16 protein-coding genes are annotated in these 18,686 nt (G+C 72.7%); 7 read left to right on the plus strand and 9 right to left on the minus strand.

Features of this window, described 5'->3' with window-relative positions; all coding sequences use genetic code 11:
* Window positions 1-56: 56 nt before the first annotated feature.
* Window positions 57-1,331: an MFS transporter gene (locus QM572_RS14180; protein WP_415094190.1), complete on the minus strand. Its 1,275-nt coding sequence runs from the start codon at window positions 1,329-1,331 to the stop codon at window positions 57-59.
* Between the two features lie 105 nt (window positions 1,332-1,436).
* Between QM572_RS14180 and QM572_RS14185 the strand changes: the two genes are divergently transcribed.
* From QM572_RS14185 to QM572_RS14200, 4 genes are read left to right on the plus strand one after another with little or no spacing between them, the layout of a single operon-like run.
* On the plus strand, window positions 1,437-1,808 hold the full coding sequence (locus tag QM572_RS14185; protein WP_415094192.1) for a YciI family protein: 372 nt from the start codon (window positions 1,437-1,439) through the stop codon (window positions 1,806-1,808).
* Window position 1,809: 1 nt separating this feature from the next.
* Window positions 1,810-2,181 carry a YciI family protein gene (locus QM572_RS14190; RefSeq protein ID WP_415094194.1) on the plus strand — a complete coding sequence of 124 codons (372 nt, stop codon included), beginning with the start codon at window positions 1,810-1,812 and terminating at the stop codon, window positions 2,179-2,181.
* 4 nt (window positions 2,182-2,185) lie between these two features.
* Window positions 2,186-3,406 carry an RNA polymerase sigma factor gene (locus tag QM572_RS14195; RefSeq protein ID WP_415094219.1) on the plus strand — a complete coding sequence of 407 codons (1,221 nt, stop codon included), beginning with the start codon at window positions 2,186-2,188 and terminating at the stop codon, window positions 3,404-3,406.
* Between the two features lie 9 nt (window positions 3,407-3,415).
* Window positions 3,416-5,353 (plus strand): M3 family metallopeptidase, encoded by a 1,938-nt coding sequence (locus tag QM572_RS14200; protein ID WP_415094196.1) that lies wholly within the window; start codon window positions 3,416-3,418, stop codon window positions 5,351-5,353.
* Between the two features lie 39 nt (window positions 5,354-5,392).
* Here the strand turns inward: QM572_RS14200 and QM572_RS14205 are convergent, their stop codons facing one another.
* The 4 genes from QM572_RS14205 to QM572_RS14220 are packed head-to-tail and all read right to left on the minus strand — an operon-like array spanning window position 5,393 to window position 9,010.
* Window positions 5,393-6,415, minus strand: coding sequence for a GTP pyrophosphokinase (locus tag QM572_RS14205; RefSeq protein WP_415094198.1), 1,023 nt, complete (start codon window positions 6,413-6,415; stop codon window positions 5,393-5,395).
* Between the two features lie 12 nt (window positions 6,416-6,427).
* The gene (locus QM572_RS14210; RefSeq protein ID WP_415094200.1) at window positions 6,428-7,342 is read right to left on the minus strand and encodes a pseudouridine-5'-phosphate glycosidase; all 915 of its coding nucleotides are present in this window, start codon (window positions 7,340-7,342) and stop codon (window positions 6,428-6,430) included.
* Window positions 7,326-8,414 carry a PfkB family carbohydrate kinase gene (locus QM572_RS14215; protein ID WP_415094202.1) on the minus strand — a complete coding sequence of 363 codons (1,089 nt, stop codon included), beginning with the start codon at window positions 8,412-8,414 and terminating at the stop codon, window positions 7,326-7,328. The genes QM572_RS14210 and QM572_RS14215 overlap by 17 nt, the downstream gene beginning before the upstream one ends.
* Window positions 8,411-9,010: a TetR/AcrR family transcriptional regulator gene (locus QM572_RS14220; protein WP_415094204.1), complete on the minus strand. Its 600-nt coding sequence runs from the start codon at window positions 9,008-9,010 to the stop codon at window positions 8,411-8,413. Before QM572_RS14220 ends, QM572_RS14215 begins: the two co-directional genes overlap by 4 nt.
* 77 nt (window positions 9,011-9,087) lie before the next feature.
* Here QM572_RS14220 and QM572_RS14225 point away from each other — a divergent pair, with 77 nt between their 5' ends.
* Both QM572_RS14225 and QM572_RS14230 read left to right on the plus strand, forming a co-directional pair.
* A complete protein-coding gene (locus tag QM572_RS14225; RefSeq protein WP_415094206.1) occupies window positions 9,088-10,518 on the plus strand; it encodes a DHA2 family efflux MFS transporter permease subunit in 1,431 nt (476 codons plus the stop codon).
* 4 nt (window positions 10,519-10,522) lie between these two features.
* Window positions 10,523-10,855 carry a cupin domain-containing protein gene (locus QM572_RS14230; RefSeq protein WP_415094208.1) on the plus strand — a complete coding sequence of 111 codons (333 nt, stop codon included), beginning with the start codon at window positions 10,523-10,525 and terminating at the stop codon, window positions 10,853-10,855.
* Between the two features lie 70 nt (window positions 10,856-10,925).
* On the opposite strand, the gene QM572_RS14235 is transcribed toward QM572_RS14230, so the two are convergent.
* Window positions 10,926-11,543, minus strand: coding sequence for a TetR/AcrR family transcriptional regulator (locus tag QM572_RS14235; protein ID WP_415094210.1), 618 nt, complete (start codon window positions 11,541-11,543; stop codon window positions 10,926-10,928).
* Between the two features lie 93 nt (window positions 11,544-11,636).
* Between QM572_RS14235 and QM572_RS14240 the strand changes: the two genes are divergently transcribed.
* Entirely contained in the window at window positions 11,637-12,608 is a 972-nt protein-coding gene (locus QM572_RS14240; protein ID WP_415094212.1) for a sterol desaturase family protein, read from the plus strand.
* Between the two features lie 235 nt (window positions 12,609-12,843).
* Here the strand turns inward: QM572_RS14240 and ppc are convergent, their stop codons facing one another.
* The 3 genes from ppc to QM572_RS14255 form a co-directional block, all read right to left on the minus strand.
* Window positions 12,844-15,669: a phosphoenolpyruvate carboxylase gene (ppc, locus tag QM572_RS14245; protein WP_415094213.1), complete on the minus strand. Its 2,826-nt coding sequence runs from the start codon at window positions 15,667-15,669 to the stop codon at window positions 12,844-12,846.
* A gap of 36 nt (window positions 15,670-15,705) precedes the next feature.
* Complete coding sequence (locus QM572_RS14250; protein ID WP_415094215.1) at window positions 15,706-17,031, minus strand: cytochrome P450; 1,326 nt, start codon at window positions 17,029-17,031, stop codon at window positions 15,706-15,708.
* Between the two features lie 41 nt (window positions 17,032-17,072).
* Window positions 17,073-18,686, minus strand: a 1,614-nt coding sequence (locus QM572_RS14255) for a gamma-glutamyltransferase family protein (protein ID WP_415094217.1), incomplete at its 5' end; no start/stop codon positions are given.

The following is an 18,686-nucleotide window of genomic DNA, read 5'->3' on the forward strand; positions in this document are numbered from 1 at the left end:
CCCCCGAGTGGGGGGCAGGGGAGGCCCCACTCGGGGGCAGGGGAGGCCCCACTCGGCTATCTGGGGACGGTGTAGCGGACGAAGCTCGGCACGACGAGCGCCGCGATCACCACGCCGATGACGACGAGGATCCCGCCGCCCGCGGCGGTCGCGGAGACCCCGATGCCGGCGGCCACGCCGCCGTGGAGGGTGTCGGAGATGCGCGGGCCACCGCCGACGACCACGGTGAAGACCCCCTGGAGCCGGCCGCGCACCGAGTCGTCGGCCGCGCTCTGCAGGATCGAGGTGCGCATCGCGGCGGAGAACATGTCGGCCGCGCCGGCCACGGCGAGCGCGATCAGGGCGATCGCGAGCATCACGACCCAGCCGTGCTCGCCCGTGTGCGGGGCGAGCCAGTCGGCGACGCCGTAGACCGTGACGCCCAGCCCCCAGACCACGATGCACCAGACCACCGCGAGGCCCTGCCGGCGCACGCGCGAGAGCCAGCCTCCCAGCACGCCGCCGATGACGGCACCGGCCGGGATCGCGGCGAAGAGCAGCGCGAACGCGATGCCACCGTCGACCGGGCCGTGGAAGTGGGTGTGCGCCTGCTCGGGGAAGAGCGCGCGCGGCATCCCGAAGACCATCGCGATGATGTCGACCAGGAAGCTCATCAGGAGGATCGGCTGCCCCTTGAGGTAGACGAGGCCGTCGATCACCGACTTGATGCCGGGCACCTGCACGTCGCCCTCGACCGGCAGCTTGGGCAGCCGCACGACGGCGTACAGGATCGCGAAGAGGGCGAGGGTGTCGAGGGCGTAGAGCAGTGGGAAGCCCGTGATCGGGATCAGCACGCCGGCGACGAGCGGGCCGGCGATCGCACCGGCCTGGAAGACCGTGTAGTGCAGCGAGTTGGCCGCCGGCAGCACCTCCTTGTCCAGGATCCGCGGCAGGATCGCGGCGCGGGTGGGGGCGTCGACGGCGAAGAACGACTGCTGCACGGCGAAGAGGGTGAGCAGCAGCCACGGGTTCTCGTTGCCCGCGAGCGCCTGGAGGAAGAACAGCGCCGAGCAGACGATGAGCCCGATGCTCGTGATCCGCACGATCGTGCGGCGGTCGAAGGCGTCCGAGAGGGCGCCGCCGTACAGGCCGAAGACGATGAGGGGGACCAGCCCGAAGACACCCGTCAGACCGACGTACGCCGTCGAGCCGGTGTCGGCGTAGATCTGGGCCGGCACCGCGACGATCGTCAGCTGGGCGCCGACGACCGTGATCATCTCGGCGAACCACAGCCGGCGGAAGTAGGGGTTCTGCAGCGGCCGGGTGTCGGCGAGGAGGTCCTTGAGTGCCATGGCTCCGGAGAATTTACTTGGCCCCGGCCTGTCGGATCCTGGTGGCCCCGTTCGTGGAGATGGTGGAGGGTGGTCACCGGACCGCCCCGGACACGAGGAGCCGAGATGGCGCAGTACCTGATCGGCGTGGTGGGCGAGCCCGACTACGCCACGCTCACCAACGCCGACCTGCAGCAGATCATGGAGGACGTCGACGTCGTCCTCGCCGACCTCCGGGCGGAGGGCGTCTTCGTCTTCGCGGGCGGGCTCGGCCGGGACGACACCGCATCCGTGGTCGACGCGACCACGGGGGAGACGGTGGTCACCGACGGGCCTTTCACCGAGTCGAAGGAGACGATGGGAGGCTTCACGATCGTCGAGGCGCCCGACCTCGCCACGGCCCAGAAGTGGGCGGCGCGCTTCTCGGCCGCGTGCCGCTGCCCGCAGGAGGTCCGCCCGATCGTCGGGCCGCCCGAGGTCGACGGGGAGGAGGGCTGAGATGGCGCAGTACCTCCTCTCCGTGCACGGCCCCGAGTCGGACTACGACCCGGCGGCCGGCAGGTTCGGCTCCTACTCCTCGCAAGCCGAGGCCGAGGCGGCGATGGCGGCCACCGGGGCGTTCAACCAGCGGATCATCGACGAGGGCTACTTCGTCTTCGCCGGCGGCCTGGTCTCCGCCTCGCACGCCACCGTGGTCGACGGCACGGGCGACAGGCCCGTGCTGACCGACGGCCCCTACCTCGAGACGCGCGAGCACATCGGCGGCTTCTGGGTGATCGAGGCCCCCGACCTCGACGTCGCGCTGAGGCTCGCAGCCGAGGGCTCGCACGCCTGCCGCGGCAAGGTCGAGGTCCGACCGTTCCAGTCCTGATCCGATCACGCCGGTGAGCAGTCTCGACGCCGTCTTCCGCGAGGAGTACGGCCGGGTGGTCGCCTCGCTGGCGCGCCGCTTCGGTGATCTCGACATCGCCGAGGAGGCGGCCGGCGAGGCCCTCGTCGTCGCCGCCGAGAGGTGGCCGGCCGACGGCGTTCCCCCGAATCCGGGCGGGTGGCTGACCACCACCGCGACCCGGCGGGCGCTCGACCGGCTGCGGCGGGAGTCGCAGCGGGACGCGAAGGAGGGTGCCGCGATGATGATCGAGGACACGACGCCGCACGAGCCGGTCGGCGTGGTGGAGGACGACCGGCTGCGGCTGATCTTCACCTGCTGCCACCCGGCGCTCGCGGCCGAGGCCCGCCTGGCCCTGACGCTGCGCCTGCTCGGCGGCCTCACCGTCGCGGAGATCGCCCGCGCCCTGCTCTCAAGCGAGGCGGCGGTCGGGCAGCGGATCACCCGGGCGAAGGCGAAGATCAAGGCGGCGGGCATCCCCTATCGCGTGCCGGAGGCCGCCGACCTCCCCGACCGGCTCGCGACCGTCCTGGCCGTGGTCTACCTCATCTTCAACGAGGGCTATCTCGCCACCGCCGGCGAGGAGGCCGTACGGGCCGAGCTCATCGGCGAGGCGATCCGGCTGGCACGCGTGCTGCGCGCCCTGCTTCCGGGCGAGCCCGAGGCGACCGGGCTGCTCGCCCTCATGCTCCTCACCGACGCCCGGCGCTCCTCGCGTCTCGCCGGCGGGGAGCTGGTCACGCTGGCCGACCAGGATCGCGGCGGCTGGTCCCGGCCGCTCATCGCGGAGGGCGTCTCGCTGGTGCGCGAGTGCCTGGCCGTCTCGCGCCCCGGGCCGTATCAGATCCAGGCGGCGATCAACGCGGTCCACGTGTCGGCGCCGAGCTTCGCCGACACGGACTGGAGCCAGGTCGTCGCGCTCTACGACCAGTGGATGCGGATCGCGCCGACGCCGGTCGTGGCGCTCAACCGGGCCGTGGCCGTCGCGGAGCTCGACGGGCCGGCGGTGGGGCTCGCGCTGGTCGACGCGACCGGGCTGACGTCGTACGACGCCTGGCACGCGAGCCGCGCCGAGCTGCTCCGCCGCCTGGGCCGCAGCGAGGACGCGGCCGCCGCCTACGACGCCGCGATCGCGCTGAGCGGCAACCCGGCCCAGCGCGCGCACCTGCAGCGCCGGCGCGACCAGCTTGTCGGAGGCGCTGGCTAGTCTCATGACATGCCACTGGAGCCGCTGAGCCTGCCCCCCGCCGAGGAGATCCGCGAGTGGATCGACGCCCGCGCCGCAGCCGGGCTCGCGCGTGCCACCGAGATCGCCGACGGCCTGCGCGCGGCGTCGCCCAGCGGCGAGAGCGACGCGCTCGCGGTGCTCGGCGCGTGGAACGAGCTCGAGACGGCCCTGTCCAACATCGGGGGCGCGGCGTCGCTGCTCTCCTCGGTGCACCCCGACGAGGCCACTCGCGAGGCCTGCGAGGGACATCTGGTCGCGGTGCAGAAGCTGGCCACCTCGCTCAACCAGGACCCGGCGCTCTACGCGGCGTTCTCGGGGCTGCCCACGGACCAGACCGAGGGGCTCGACGAGGTCGACGCGCGCTATCTCGAGCGGGTGCTGCGCGACTTCCGCCGCGCGGGCGTCGACCAGCCCGACGAGGTGCGCGCGAGGGTCGCGGAGCTGACCGAGCGGACCACCACCCTCGACATCGAGTTCAGCCGGATCCTGCGCGACGACGTCCGCACGATCCGGGTCGAGCCGTCCCGTCTCGACGGGCTGCCGGCCGACTGGATCGAGGCGCACCCCGTCGGCGAGGACGGGCTGGTGGCGATCACGACCGACTATCCCGACGCGTTCCCGCTGCGGACCTTCGCGACCGACCGCGCGCTGCGGCTGGAGATGGTCACGACGATGCAGAACAAGGGCTACCCGACGACCGAGCCGGTGCTCCGGGAGCTCTTCGCCAAGCGCCACGAGCTGGCCACGCTCCTCGGCTACGCCGACTGGCCGTCGTACGACGCCGAGGTGAAGATGATCGGCGACGGCGGCGCCATCCCGGAGTTCATCGACAAGATCGCGGCCGCGTCGGAGGAGGCGATGCGACGGGACGTGGCGGTGCTGTTCGAGCGGCTGCGGGCCGACGTCCCGGAGGCGCCCGAGCTGACCGCGGCCGACACCGCCTTCTACTCCGAGGTGATCCGCCGCGAGCGGTTCGACGTCGACGCGCAGGTCGTGCGGCGCTACTTCGACTTCGGCAAGGTGCGAGCCGGGCTGCTCGACGTGACCGGGCGGCTGTTCGGGCTGAGCTACGCGGAGGTGGCGGACGCCGCGGTGTGGCACCCCGACGTGACGTCGTACGACGTCGCGCTGGTGGACGGCGGCGAGCGGCTCGGCCGGATCTACCTCGACCTCCACCCACGCGAGGGGAAGTACAAGCACGCGGCCCAGTTCACGCTCGTCGACGGGGTCGAGGGAGTGCAGGAGCCGGAGGGCGTGCTGGTCTGCAACTTCCCGCGCGGGCTGATGGAGCACGACGACGTCGTCACCCTCTTCCACGAGTTCGGCCACCTGCTGCACCACCTGGTGGGCGGGCACTCCCGCCGACAGCGCTTCTCCGGCGTCGCGACCGAGTGGGACTTCGTCGAGGCGCCGTCGCAGATGCTCGAGGAGTGGGCGTGGGACGCCGTCGTGCTCGGCTCGTTCGCGACCGACGCGGCCGGGGAGCCGATCCCCGCCGAGCTGGTGGAGAAGATGCGGGCCGGCGAGGAGTTCGGCAAGGGGATCCAGGCGCGCCAGCAGATGTTCTACGCCGCGATCTCCTACTGGTTCCACGCGCTGCGGCCCGACGACCTCACCGCGACGATGGTGGAGCTGCAGGATCGCTACGCGCCGACGCGGTGGATCGAGGGGACGCACTTCTTCGCCGACTTCGGCCATCTGGGCGGCTACTCGTCGGCCTACTACACCTACATGTGGTCGCTGGTGATCGCGAAGGACCTCTTCTCGGCGTTCGACCCGGCCGACCTGTTCGACGCCGAGGTGGCCGGGCGGTACCGCGACCTGGTGCTGGGCCGGGGCGGGGAGAAGGACGCCGCCGACCTGGTCGCCGACTTCCTCGGGAGGCCGTTCAGCTTCGACTCCTACGCGGCCTGGCTCTCCCGCTGACCCCGGCCCTGGCCCCGGGGGCACCGTGACACGTGGGGATCAGGAGGTCGAGCGGTCCAGGCGCGCGAGGCGCTGGCGGAGCAGCTCCACGCGGTGCGCGTTGCCGTGCAGCTCGACGTAGCGCGTGCCGAAGACCGCCAGCAGGGCGTCGTCGAGGCGTCGCACGGCGCCGGGCGGATAGCGGTAGTCCATGCGCTCCGGGATCCGCCAGGCGAGCGTCGGGCGGAGCACGTCTCCGAGCTCGTCGAGCGAGGTGACGCCGAGCTCCAGCAACAGCCCGGAGATCCACTCGTAGTGGTCGGCGCGTGACCAGCCGGCGTCGGCGTACTGCCCGGCGAGGAAGGCGGCGAGCTCGCGCGGCTCCAGGCGCGGGTCGTCGTCGGGCGCGCCGCCGGCCGCGGCCGGGGTGGTGCGCAGGGTGTCGCGGATCGTGGAGAACTCGCGGTCGGCCAGCTCCAGCAGGCCGGCCGCCAGCGTGAAGCGCCGGTCGAAGTCGCTGCGATGCTCCTCGGGGATGGTGCCCTTGTAGCGGATGTCGTGCTCGAACTGGGCCCACGCGTGCTGCAGCACCGTGCGGATCTGGACCTGGACGATGCGGCCGTGGAGCGGTGCGTACGCCGGGTCGGCCTCGCGCTGCGGGTCCAGCCTGACCCACACGTGTCTGCTCGCGTAGCCGAAGCGCCCCTCGTCGGCCGTCTCCTGCCCCAGGTCCCGGTCGTCGACGAGGATCAGCTGGTCGGCCAGCAGCGCGGCGACCAGGTCGACGTCACCCTGGACGTAGGTGATGACCCGGGTGCCGAGCTGGTCGGTGATCTGGGTAAGCGGGTCGGGGTAGAGCAGCGCGCCGTCGGCGCCGCGCCGCGTCGCCTTCTCCGCGAAGCTCGTGATCGACTTCGTCCGGCCGGTCACGGTGAGGTAGTTGATGCCCGACTCGTCGAGGATGCGCTCGAGCAGCGCGATGGCGAGACTCCCCGCACGGCCGAGGTCGTCGTAGCCCGCGGCGTACTCCTCGACGGCGCGCCGGATCGCCGCCGGCATGCGCTCAGTCGACGGCTCGTCCATGGCCGCAGCCTGTCACGTGGCCGCCAGTGCGACGGCGACGGCCGCGCCGAAGGCCGCGTTCGACTTCACCAGCGCGATGTTGGCGGTCAGGGAGGCGCCGCCGGTGAGCTCGACGATCTTCGCGAGGAGGTACGGCGTGATGTCCTTGCCCCGCACGCCCTCGGCGTCCGCGGCGGCAAGGGCCTGGTCGATGATCGCGCCGATCTCGTCGGCCGGGATCTCGTCGGCGACCGGGATCGGGTTGGCGATCACCACGCCGCCCGGCAGGCCCAGTCCTGTGGGGCCGTCCCACTTGGCCGCCAGCACGGCCGCGGTCTCGGCGGGGCCGTCGACGCGCATCGGCGCGGCGAAGCCCGACTCGCGGGAGTAGAAGCTCGGGAACTCGTCGGCCCCGTTGACCAGCACCGGGACGCCCAGGGTCTCCAACGTCTCCAGGGTGAGCCCGATGTCGAGGATCGACTTCACGCCCGCGCTGACGACGGCGACCGAGGTCTGGCCGAGCTCGGTCAGGTCGGCCGAGATGTCGAAGGACGTCGAGGCGCCGCGGTGGACGCCGCCGAGGCCGCCGGTGACGAAGACCCGGATGCCGGCGAGGGCGGCCAGCCGCATGGTGGAGGCGACCGTGGTCGCACCGTGGAGCCTGCGGGCGACGACGTACGGGAGGTCGCGGACGCTCACCTTGGTGACGTCCGGCGCCGAGCCGAGCAGCTCCAGCTCGTCGTCGGAGAGCCCGATCCGCGGAACGCCGTCGAGGATCGCGATCGTCGCCGGGACGGCGCCGCCGTCGCGGACGATCTGCTCGACCTCGCGGGCCATCGCGACGTTGCGCGGGTAGGGCATGCCGTGGCTGATGATCGTCGACTCGAGTGCGACGACCGGCCGGCCCTCGGCGAGCGCGGCGCGGATCTCGTCAGTGAGCTGCAGCATCGGTCGTCTCCTTCATGAGCGTGCTGATCAGAGCGGGGGTGAGGTCCGTGCGGACCGTGTCGGGGCTGGCGACCGTGAGCGCGGCGGCGGCCTGGCCGATCCGCGCGGCCTCCTCGACGCTCGCCCCGGACGCGAGAGCCTGGCAGAAGGCGCCCAGCATGGCATCGCCCGCGCCCGTCACGTCGACGACGTCGACGGAGTACGCCGGCAGGACGGTCGCCCCGTCGGGGCCGACCATCACCGAGCCGGCCGCCCCGAGTCGCACCCACACCCACGTGATGCCGCGCTCGCGCAGCGACTCCGCCGCGGCGATCAGGGCGTCGTCGGTGTCGACCGCCAGCCCGGTCAGCGCGGCCAGCTCGTCGCGGTTCGGCGTGAGGAGGAAGAGACCTGCCCACGCCGGGCCGGCCGAGCGCGCGACTGCCGGTGAGACCGAGCCCGGTGAGGCATCCCGAACCGGTTCGCCAGCAGTCGGCGGGCCGGCGAGGGCCGGGAGGAGGCGGACGGCCTTCGGGACGGAGACGGGGTCGAGGACGACGCGGAGGCCGCTGCCGGCGGCGGCGAGGAGGTGGGCGAGGGCATCGGGGAGGAGGTTGCCGTCGAGGACGACGATCGTGCCGGGCTCGGCGTGCGCGATCACCGCGGCGACGGGGGCCGGGTCGAGCTGCTCGATCGCCGCCATGTCGGCGACGGCGGCGACGAGGTCGCCGGTGGCGTCGAGCAGGGCGGTGTAGGTGCCCGTCGCGGTCGCGGTGCGCTGGACGAGCGCGATGTCGACGCCCGCCTCGGCGGTGGTGCCGAGCAGGTCGTCGCCGAGCGCGTCGGCGCCGACGATCGACACGAGGGAGACCCGGGCACCGAGCCGCGCCGCGACCTCGGCGATGTTGCGGCCCACCCCGCCCGGCGACAGGACGGTCGAGCCGGGATTGGACGTCTCCGGCACCAGCGGGGCGGCCGAGCGGGCCTTGAGGTCGACGTTCGCTCCACCGACCACGAGCACCGCGGACCCAAGCCCCGACTCGACGGTTCCCAGGCCCCACTCGACCGCTCCGAGGCCCGACTCGGCGGTCATGGGCGGCGCAGGCCGTGCTTGGCGGTGAACGACTCGGTCCTCTCGTGATGCTCGGGGATGCACGCGCGGACGAGGTCCCCCAGCGCCCCGGGAGCGTTCTCGAAGGCGCCGATGGAGAGCAGCACGTTGAGCAGCATGCCGTGGGCGATGAACTCCCGCACCTCCTCGTCGCTCCACCCGGTGCGCCGCAGGGTGTCGAAGATGGCGCCCATCCGCTGCCGGGCCGAGTCGCCGATCTCGGGCACCGCGGCCGAGGCGGTGAAGCCGTGCATCATCACCTGCAGCCAGTCCCGGTCGGCCAGCAGGTCGACGTACGCGCCGCCGAGGCGGTGGAAGTCCTCCTCGCTCGCGGGGTCGAAGCCGGCGTCGATGACCGCGCAGAAGCTCTCCTGGATGCGCGCGCACGCACTCGCGAAGACCACGAGGAAGAGGTCGAGCTTCGTGCCGAACATGCGGACGACGTACGGCTGGCTGACGCCTGCCTCCTTGGCCACGGCGTCGGTGCTGGTGCCGGCGTAGCCGCCCGCGGCGAAGGCCCGCGTGGCCGCCGCGACGATCAGCTCCCGGCGCTCCTCGGCAGGCATTCGCACGTTCACGCTTGACATGTTATCAGTCGATTACTTAACGTCATGATCGTTGTTGTAATCATTCGATGCCAACTTATGGAGTCTCGATGACCACCACCCTCACGCCTCCCGCGGCGGGCACGGCACGTGCGCCCCGCACCGTCCCGCTCTGGCTGACGATCCTCGCGGTCAGCCTCCCCATGTTCATGGCCACGCTCGACAACCTCGTGATGACCACCGCGCTGCCGGTGATCCAGGTCGACCTCGGCGCCTCGGTCGGCCAGCTGTCGTGGTTCCTCAACGCCTACACGCTGGCCTTCGCGACCTTCATGCTCCCGGCGGCGACGCTGGGCGACCGGATCGGCCGGCGCCGGGTGATGATCGGCGGGATCGTCGTCTTCACCCTGGCCTCGATCGGCTCGGCGCTCTCGACGAGCTCCGGCACGCTCATCGCGGCGCGGGCCGTCCAGGGCCTGGGGGCGGCCGCGATCATGCCGCTCTCCCTCACCCTCCTCGCGGCGAACGTCTCGGAGAGGATGCGACCCGCCGCCATCGGCATCTGGGGCGGCGTCTCCGGACTCGGCGTCGCCCTCGGTCCGGTCATCGGCGGCGCCGTCGTCGACGGGATCAGCTGGCAGGCGATCTTCTGGATCAACGTCCCGGTCGCGGTCCTCGCGCTCCCGCTGATCCTCGTGACCGTCCGCGAGTCGCGTGGCGTCTGGAGCCGCCTCGACCCGATCGGCACCGCACTCATCGGTGGCGCCGTCTTCGCCGGGATCTGGGGCATCGTGCACGGCAACGACGACGGCTGGACCTCGACCGGCGTGCTGATCCCCTTGGTCCTGGCGGGGCTGCTGCTGCCGGCGTACGTCGTGCACGCCCGCCGCCGCGTGGACGCCGTGCTGCCGCTGCGGCTCTACCGCTCGCGCAGCTTCGCGGTGGCCAACGTCGTCGCGCTCGGCTTCTCGGCGGGCATGTTCGGCGCGGTGTTCCTGCTATCGCAGTACCTCCAGGTGGTCAACGGCTACACCCCGCTCGAGGCCGGCATCCGCACGCTGCCCTGGACCGCCGCGCCGATGGTCGTCGCGCCGCTCGCCGGCGCGTTCTCCTCGCGGATCGGGCTGCGGCCGCTGCTGCTCGTCGGCCTGGCCCTGCAGGCGGGGGCGCTGGTGTGGTTCGCCGCACTGGCCGAGTCGGAGGCGTCGTACGGCGGCTTCGTGCCGCCCCTGGTCATGGCCGGCGTGGGCATGGGGCTGGTGTTCCCGTCGATCTCCAACGCCGTCATGGGCGGGCTGGCCGAGCACGACTTCGCCATCGCGAGCTCGTCGAACTCGACGATCCGCGAGTTCGGGGTGGCGCTCGGCATCGCCCTGCTGACCGCGGTGTTCACCGGCAACGGCGGGACGATCTCGCCCACGGGGTACGACGGTGCCGTCGGCCCCGCGCTGCTCACCGGCGCCGCCGCCGTCGCGATCGGCTTCGTCGCCGCGCTGTTCACCCCGCGCTCCACCGCCAGGGCAGCGGCACGGGCAGACTGAGCGCATGGAGCCCCGCGCGACCGACGCCCTCAGCCTCGCCCTCGACGACCTCCCGCTCGACGCGGACGCGGTCGTCGAGGGCGCGCCGAGCGCGGGGGTCGCGACGCTGCACCAGCTCGGCGGCGCCGAGATCGGGATCTGGGAGCTGACCGCGGGCACGGTCACCGACACCGAGGCCGACGAGGTCTTCGCGGTGATCGCCGGGTCGGGCACGGTGACCTTCGCCGACGGGGAGTCGGTGGCGCTGCGTCCGGGTGTCGTCGTACGGCTGCGGGCCGGAGAGCAGACCCGCTGGACCGTCACCGAGACGCTGCGCAAGGTCTGGGTCGCTCCCTGAGGCGCCACCCGATCGCCACCTGCTGATCGACGCGCCGCCGGACCTGCCCGCGACGCCCCTTCACCGGCAGCTATCTCACCGACAGCCCGGAGAGGTCGGCCGAGAGCGCGGCGCCGAAGAGCCGCACGCAGCGATCGGTCATCGTCGCCGGAGTCTCGTCGGGGTGGTCGAGCCACCAGCCGACGAGGGCGTCGACGATGCTCATCCAGACCCGCACCATCGCGGAGACGTCGCGCGGGTCGTCGTTGCCCGCGAGCCGCATCATCTCGCCGACGCCCTGCTCGGCCAGGCGGGTGATCCGGTCGGTGTAGCGGGCGAGCTCCTCGGTCACCGCCTGATCGCGCGGCAGGGTGGGATCGAAGAAGAGCCGCCAGGTCGACGGCTGCGGCTCGAGCACCGCGAAGAGCCCCTCGAGCGTGAGCAGCGCCCGCTCGAGGCCGACCGCGCCACCGGCGGCGACCCGTTCCATCTCGTCGGCCAGGATGTCGCCCGCCCGATGGAGGCAGGCGGTGAAGAGGCCCTCCTTGGAGCCGAAGTAGGCGTAGACGAGCGGCTTGGAGATGCCTGCCCGCGCCGCGACCTCCGCGACCGAGGTCGCGGCGAAGCCCGTGGCGCCGAAGACGTCGGTGGCGGCGGCGAGGATCTGCTCCTCGCGATCCGCCCGCGGGACGCCCTTGGTTCCGGCCATGCGAGCAGTCTAGACAGACAATTGACTCTGGGGTAACTTACCCGAGAGTCAATTCACGCTGCCTCATCGCAGACGTTGCCGAAGGAGACGACGTTGCACGACCTGCTGGACCCGTGGCACAACCCGGTCACGTACGCGATCCCGGTCTTCCTGCTCTCGATCGTGATCGAGCTCGCCGCCCTGAAGTGGCTCGACCACGACGACACCCTGGTGGCCTCGGCGGGCGACCGCGCCCGGACGGGCTACGAGCGCGTCGACGCGCGGACCTCGATCCTCATGGGCGCCGGCTCGCTGGTCTCGACGATCCTGCTCAAGGCCGCCAGCTTCGTGCTCTACGTCTGGATCTACGAGGAGCTGGCGCCCTTCCACCTGCCCACCGACCTGCCCGGCGCGTGGTGGTCGTGGGCGCTGATGATCCTCGGCGTCGACTTCCTGTACTACTGGCAGCACCGCTTCGTGCACCGCGCCCGCATCGGCTGGGCCGCGCACCAGGCCCACCACTCCAGCGCCTACATGAACTTCGCCACGGCGCTGCGACAGAAGTGGAACCCCTGGTGGGAGCTGGTCTTCTGGCTGCCGCTGCCGTTCCTCGGCGTCTCGCCGCTGGCGATCTACACCGCCTGGGGGATCAACCTCGTCTACCAGTTCTTCGTCCACACCGAGACGATCGACCGGCTCCCGCGCCCGATCGAGTGGGTCTTCAACACCCCGTCGCACCACCGCGTCCACCACGGCTCGGACCCGGAGTACCTCGACAAGAACTACGCCGGCATCCTCATCGTCTGGGACCGCCTGTTCGGCACCTTCACCGCCGAGGTACGCCGTCCCACCTACGGCCTGACGAAGCCGGTGACCACCAGCAACCTGATCAAGCTCGAGTTCGGCGACTACCGCGCGCTGTGGACCGACGTGCGCGGCTCGTCGTCGGCCAAGGAGGCCATCGGCTGGATTTTCGGGCCGCCGGGGTGGGCGCCCGAGGGCAAGGTGCCGACGCCCTCCTCGGCGGTCGCCGCGGTCCCGCCTCCCGCGACGGGCAGCGAGTCCCCGGAGCCGGCCACGCGCTGAGCCTCCTGCGGAGCCGTGCGCGAACGCGTCATGGCTGCCACGCGACGCCGTCTCATCGGTGTCCGGGGGCTCGGCCCCGGCGCGGACGCGAGGAGACAGCCATGCGGATCCACCTTCGGTCGCTGATCGACGCCTGCTCGTCCCTGGCCGGCGGGCTCGCCGACGGCCTGGCGACCTGGCGGGCGCTCCACCGCGAGGCGCATCGTCACTGAGAGCCCGTTCGGACGCGGCACGCTCAGCCGGTGTTGCGCAGTCCCGCCGCGATGCCGTTGACGGTCAGCAGGAGGGCCCGCTGGAGCTCGTCGCTCGGCTCCTCGAGCGCCCGCGTCCGGGAGAGCAGCGAGACCTGGAGCGCATGCAGCGGCGCGAGGTAGGAGTTGCGCAGCTCCAGCGTCCGGCGCAGCACCGGCGCCTCCTCCAGCAGCTCCGCCTGCCCGGTGACCGCAAGGATCTCGGTGACCGTGCGCTCGTGCTCGGCGCGGATGACGTCGAAGACCTGCCGGTGCTCGTCGGGCACCAGCGTGGCGACGTACTCGGCCGCGAGGTCGAGGTCGGTCTTCGCCAGCGTCATCTGGACGTTGGAGCAGAAGGTGCGGAAGAACGCCCACGAGCCGTACATCTCGCGCAGCGTCTCCTCGCGCCCCGCCTCGCGCGCCGCGGCCAGGCCCGAGCCGACGCCGAACCAGCCCGGCACGTTGATCCGCGCCTGGGTCCAGCCGAAGACCCACGGGATGGCGCGCAGGTCGTCGAGGCCGCCGACGCCGCCGGGCCGCTTCGACGGCCGGGAGCCGATGTTGAGCTTCCCGAGCTCGTCGACGGGCGTGGCGGTCACGAAGAAGGGCACCAGCGAGGCGTCCCCCACGAGGCCCTCGTACGCCGTCTGGCCGGCCGACGCGACCAAATCCATGGTCTGGTTCCAGCCCTCGAGGACGTCCGCCGGAAGCAGGGACTTCCGGTGGAGGAGCGACGCCTCGAGCACGGCCGCGAGCGCGCCCTCGAGGTTGTGCCGGCCGAGGCCGGGCAGGGAGTACTTGTCCGAGATGACCTCGCCCTGCTCGGTGATCTTGATCGGCCCCTCGAGGCTGCCGTAGGGCTGGGACATGATCGCCTCGGCGGTCGGGCCGCCACCGCGCCCGACGGAGCCGCCGCGGCCGTGGAAGAGCCGCAGCACCACGCCGTGGTGGCGGGCGACGTCGCGCAGCGCCCGCTGGGCGCGGTGGATCTGCCACTGCGAGGCGGCGATGCCGGCGCCCTTGGAGGAGTCGGAGTAGCCGAGCATGATCTCCTGGACGTCGCCGCGGGCGTGCACGATCCGGCGGTAGGACGGCTCGCTGAGCAGGGCGTCCAGCAGCGGCCCCGCCGACTCGAGCTCGGTGACGGTCTCGAAGAGCGGCGCGAACCCGATCCGAGCGGTCGCCGGCACCTCACCCGATCCCAGGCCGGATCCGGGATCGACGAGCCCGGCCTCGCGGGCGAGGACCACCACGGCGAAGAGGTCGTCGATGTCGTGCGTCATCGACACGATGTAGGTCTCGACGGCCTCGGGGCCGAAGGTGTCGAGCGCGACCCGGATCGTGTCCATCAGGTCGAGGGAGGCGGTGGCGGCCTCGCCCAGCCCGGCGCGGACCGCGCCGAGCAGCGGACGGCGGCTCGCCATCTCCTCGGCCAGCACGGCGATCCGCTCGGCGTGGCCGAGCTCGCCGTAGGTGCTGGACGGGTCGATTCGGGTGAAGAGGTCGGCGAGCGCGTCGTGGTGCTTGGCCGAGTGCTCCCGCACGTCGAGCGTGGCCAGGCCCGCGCCGAAGGCGACGGCGGTGCGCAGGATCCGGAGGATCGCCCCGTCGCCGCTGAGCTCGTCGCCGCCGATGAGCAGCGACTCCCGGATCAGGGCGAGGTCGTCGATCACCTCGCCGATGTGCAGGTAGTCGCGACCCGGCTCGTGCGGCGTCCCCTGCTCCAGCCGGTCGAGGGTGCGCTGCAGTCGGACCTTGATGAAGGTCAGCTTGCAGCGGTAGGGCTCCTCGGCGTTGAGCCGCCGGATGGTCCGCCAGGTGATCGGCAGCACCTCGGCATCGGCCTCCAGGCTGGCCCGCAGCTCACGACTCACCTCGACGATCCGGGTCGAGGAGGTGAGCTGGGCGATCAGGTCGTCGACGAGCACGGCCAGGGTGCTGAGGCCGGAGTGGTACTGCAGGTGCAGCACGTCGAGCGTGACCGCCGGGGTGACGTTGGGGTTGCCGTCGCGGTCGCCGCCCGCCCAGGCGCCGAAGCGCAGCGGCCGCGCGGTGGGCGGCAGGTCGACCCCGATGCCGGCGAGCTGCCGGTCGAGCTCGGCGAGCAGCTCGGGCACCACCTCGGTGGCCAGCGAGGTGAGGTAGTAGAGCGCGGTGCGCGCCTCGTCCTTCGGCTCGGGCCGCGCCACCCGCAGCTCGTCGGTCTGCCACAGCAGGTCGACCAGCTCGGCGAGCCGCCGCTCGGCCGCCGTGTCGGACGGGCCGCGCCGCGGGTCGGCGAGCGCGTCGACCGTGTCGACGATGCGGCGCAGCAGCACCAGCACGCTGCGGCGGCTGGACTCGGTGGGGTGGGCGGTGAAGACCGGGCGGTACTCGAGCCGGCCGAGCACCTCGTCCAGCAGCGGCCGGTCGAGGTCGCCGGCGACCAGCGCCTCGCCGACCCGTCCGACCGCGGCCTCCAGCGGCGTGGAGCCGGCGCCGTCGAGCTCGCGCCAGCGGTGGAGCTGCTCGGTGGCGTTGACCAACTGGAAGTACGCCGTGAAGGCCCGCGCCAGCGTGACGGCCGTGTCGTCGTCGACCCCGGCGAGCACCTCGTGGAGCTCGTCCGCCCGATCCGGCCGACGCGCCAGCCGGCGTACGCGCTCGACGAGGTCGAGCAGCTCGGCCCCCTCGTGCCGGGCGAGGGCCTCGCCGAGCAGCGTGGAGAGCTGCCGGACGGAGGCGCGCAGGGCGGCCAGGTGGGTGTCCGAGGCGACGCCGCCGCCGAAGACGGCAGGGTCCGGGGAGCGGCGGTCGGCCTCGAGGATCTCCTCGACGGATCGGGTCACCCCGCCAGCGTACGGAGACGGTGTTTCAGGCAGGGTTCACACGGTGGCGCCGGCGTCGGCGAGCGCGACCGGAAGGGTCTGGTAGCCGCGGAGGATGCGGGTCGTGCGGCGCGACGAGCCCGGCTCGAGCCGCAGATCGGGGAAGCGGTCGAAGAGGGTGCGCAGCCCGACCTCGCCCTCCATCTTCGCGAGCTGGGCGCCGAGACAGTAGTGCCGGCCGCTGCTGAACGCCAGGTGGTCGCGGGCGTTGGGCCGGGCGACGTCGAAGGCGAGCGGGTCGTCGAAGACGTCGGGGTCGTGGTTGGCGGCGGCCAGGCTGGTCGTGACGGGTGTCCCGGCCGGGATGGCATGGCCCGCGAGGGTGGTGTCGACGGCCGCCATCCGGCCGGTGAGCAGCACCGGCGGGTCGAGGCGGAGCACCTCGTCGACGGCGTTGGGCCACAGGGCCGGCTCGTGGCGCAGGCGGGCGAGCTGGTCGGGGTGCGCGGCCAGCAGCGCGATGCCGTTGCTCAGCAGGTTGACGGTGGTCTCGAAGCCCGCGGCCAGCACCAGCCCCGCGGTCGCCTTGAGTTCGAGCTCGGTGAGGCCGACGCCGTCCTCCTGCGCCGCGATGAGCTGGCTCAGCAGGTTGTCGCCCGGGTGCTCGCGCAGCCAGGCGAGGTGGCCGGTGAGCCAGCCGTCGAAGTCGTGCAGCGCCCGGTCGACACCGCGATAGACCGACCAGGGGAGACCGAAGTCGAGCGAGGCGGCCGCGCCCTCGCCGTACTCGAGGATGCGCTCGCGCTCCTCGACGGGGACGCCCAGGATCTCGCTGATCACGGTGACGGGGAGGAGGCCGCAGTAGGAGCGGACGAGGTCGACGGGGCTGCTGGGATCCAGGCCCTCGATCAGCTCCTCGGCGACCTCCTGGGTGCGCTCGCGCAGCCGCTCGACGGCTCGGGCGGTGAAGACGCGGGTGACGAGCTTGCGGTAGCGGGTGTGGTCGGGCGGCTCGGTGACCAGCAGGCTCGGCGGCTCGACCGGCGAGAACACCTGGCTGCGCACCATCGCGTTGAGGCGGGCCAGGAGCGACGTCTGCAGCGTCGGGACGCCGGTGCGGAAGTCGTTGCTGGTCAGCACCTCGCGGACCAGGCCGTGGCCGACGGCGATGTAGCTGAACCGGCCGCGGTAGATCCCGCCCTCGTCGCGGATCTGGTCGTAGAGGCCCTCGAGCTCACCGGCACGGCTCGGGTCGCTCGCGGTGAGGATCAGCTGCCCCTGCAGGTCCCCCTCCTTGGCGCCCTTCGTGATGACGGCACGCAGCAGCCCATGGCTCAGCGCCCAGCGGGCATAGGGCTTGACGGCGCCGACCAGCGAGAGCACGAGCACCAGCGTACGCGCCGGGCTCGCGCTCAGGCACGCCCTCAGGAGGGCAGCGCGACCGCGGGCGCCCCGTCGAGGCTCCGTGGGTCGGTGCAGGCGAGGAGGGTGCCGTCCGCCTCGACGGCGAGGCACTGCATCCTGCCCGTCCACGGCCGCTGCGCCGACGTCGACTCGATCTGGTGCCCGAGTCCCGCGAGCCCGTCCAGGAGGCTCGCGGGCGTGTGCGGCTCGCACCGCACGCGCCGGGTGGGACCGGCCTCCTCCTCGGCCACGGCGTACCACCGAGGAGCGGCGAGCGCGCTCTCCGGCGACTGCCGGCCGTCGACCAGTCGCGAGACGACCTGAGCGTCGAGCTGCGCCTGGGAGTCGCCTCCCATCGTCGCGAGGGCGACCCAGGGGCGACCGTTCCTCAAGACCATCAACGGGATCAGCGAGCTGGCCACCCGCGCTCCCGGGCGGAGCGCATTGGGGTGGGCGGGATCGGTCGAGAATGCCGAGCCGCGGTTGTGCAGGTGCACGCCGGTGACCGGATCGGCGAGCAGCGCTCCGAAGCGGCTCGCGACCGACTGGATCAGGACCGCGATGGAGCCGTCGGCATCGGCAGTGACGATCACCGCGGTCCCGCCCACCAGGGCACGGACCGGGAGCCCGTCGAGGTCGGCGTACGGCGCGATCCGGCGAGCGCGGTCGCGGGCCACCTCGCGACTGAGGAGGGACGCAACCCGGGTCGGGTCGAGATCGTCGGGATCGGTCAGGACGGCGTCGCGGTCGGCGAGGGCGAGCTTGGCGGCCTCGATCCCCCGGTGCCACCACCCGACGGTGTCGACTTCATCCGGTGCCGGCGGCTCGGTCTCGCCGAGGATGGAGAGGATCTCCAGAGCCGTCACGCCGGAGCTGTTGGGTGGCGTCGTGACCAGCTCGACGCCGCGATAGGTGGCCGAGACGGGCTCGCACCAGAGGGAGGTGTGCCGGGTGAGGTCTCCTGCTGCGATGGGGGCCGAAATGCTGCGGAAGTAGCGCTCGAGGTCGGCGGCGATCTGGCCCTCGTAGAAGTCGGCCAGCCCGGCGGTGGCCAGGCGGTCGAGGGTGGCGGCGAGGCGGGGCAACCGGACGATCTCGCTCGGTCGCCACGGCCGGCCGTGGCGACGGAGGAGCCCGTCCAGCACGGAGCCGTGGGCCGATCCCGTGGCAGCGCGATGCATCCACTCGATGTCGTCCACGAAGGTGGGCGAGGCGGGGAAGCCGTCCTGCGCGGCGGAGATCGCCGGAGCGAGGAGGCGCTCGGTCGGCAGCCGGCCGAAGCGCCGGTGGGCATCGAGCCAGGACCGTACCGCTCCGGGCACGGTGACGGTAGCCGGCCCCACGCGCTCCATGAGGGTGCCCTCGCGGCCGGCGAGCGGGGTCAGCGAGCCGCTGCGCCCCGAGCCGTTGAGCCCGACCACACGACCGTCCCGCGGCGACCAGACCAGCCAGAACGCGTCGCCGCCGAGGCCCGCGGCACTGGGATCCACCACCGTGAGCACGGCGTTGGCCGCGATCGCCGCGTCGACGGCGCTGCCGCCGGCCGACAAGACCTCGATGCCCGCGCGCGACGCGAGATGGTGGGGCGCGGCCACGCCTCCGCCGCGCCCCCGTGCGGCCGTGGGCCGGCCGGC

It is taken from the genome of Nocardioides sp. (assembly GCF_047607365.1).
Classification (GTDB): domain Bacteria; phylum Actinomycetota; class Actinomycetes; order Propionibacteriales; family Nocardioidaceae; genus Nocardioides.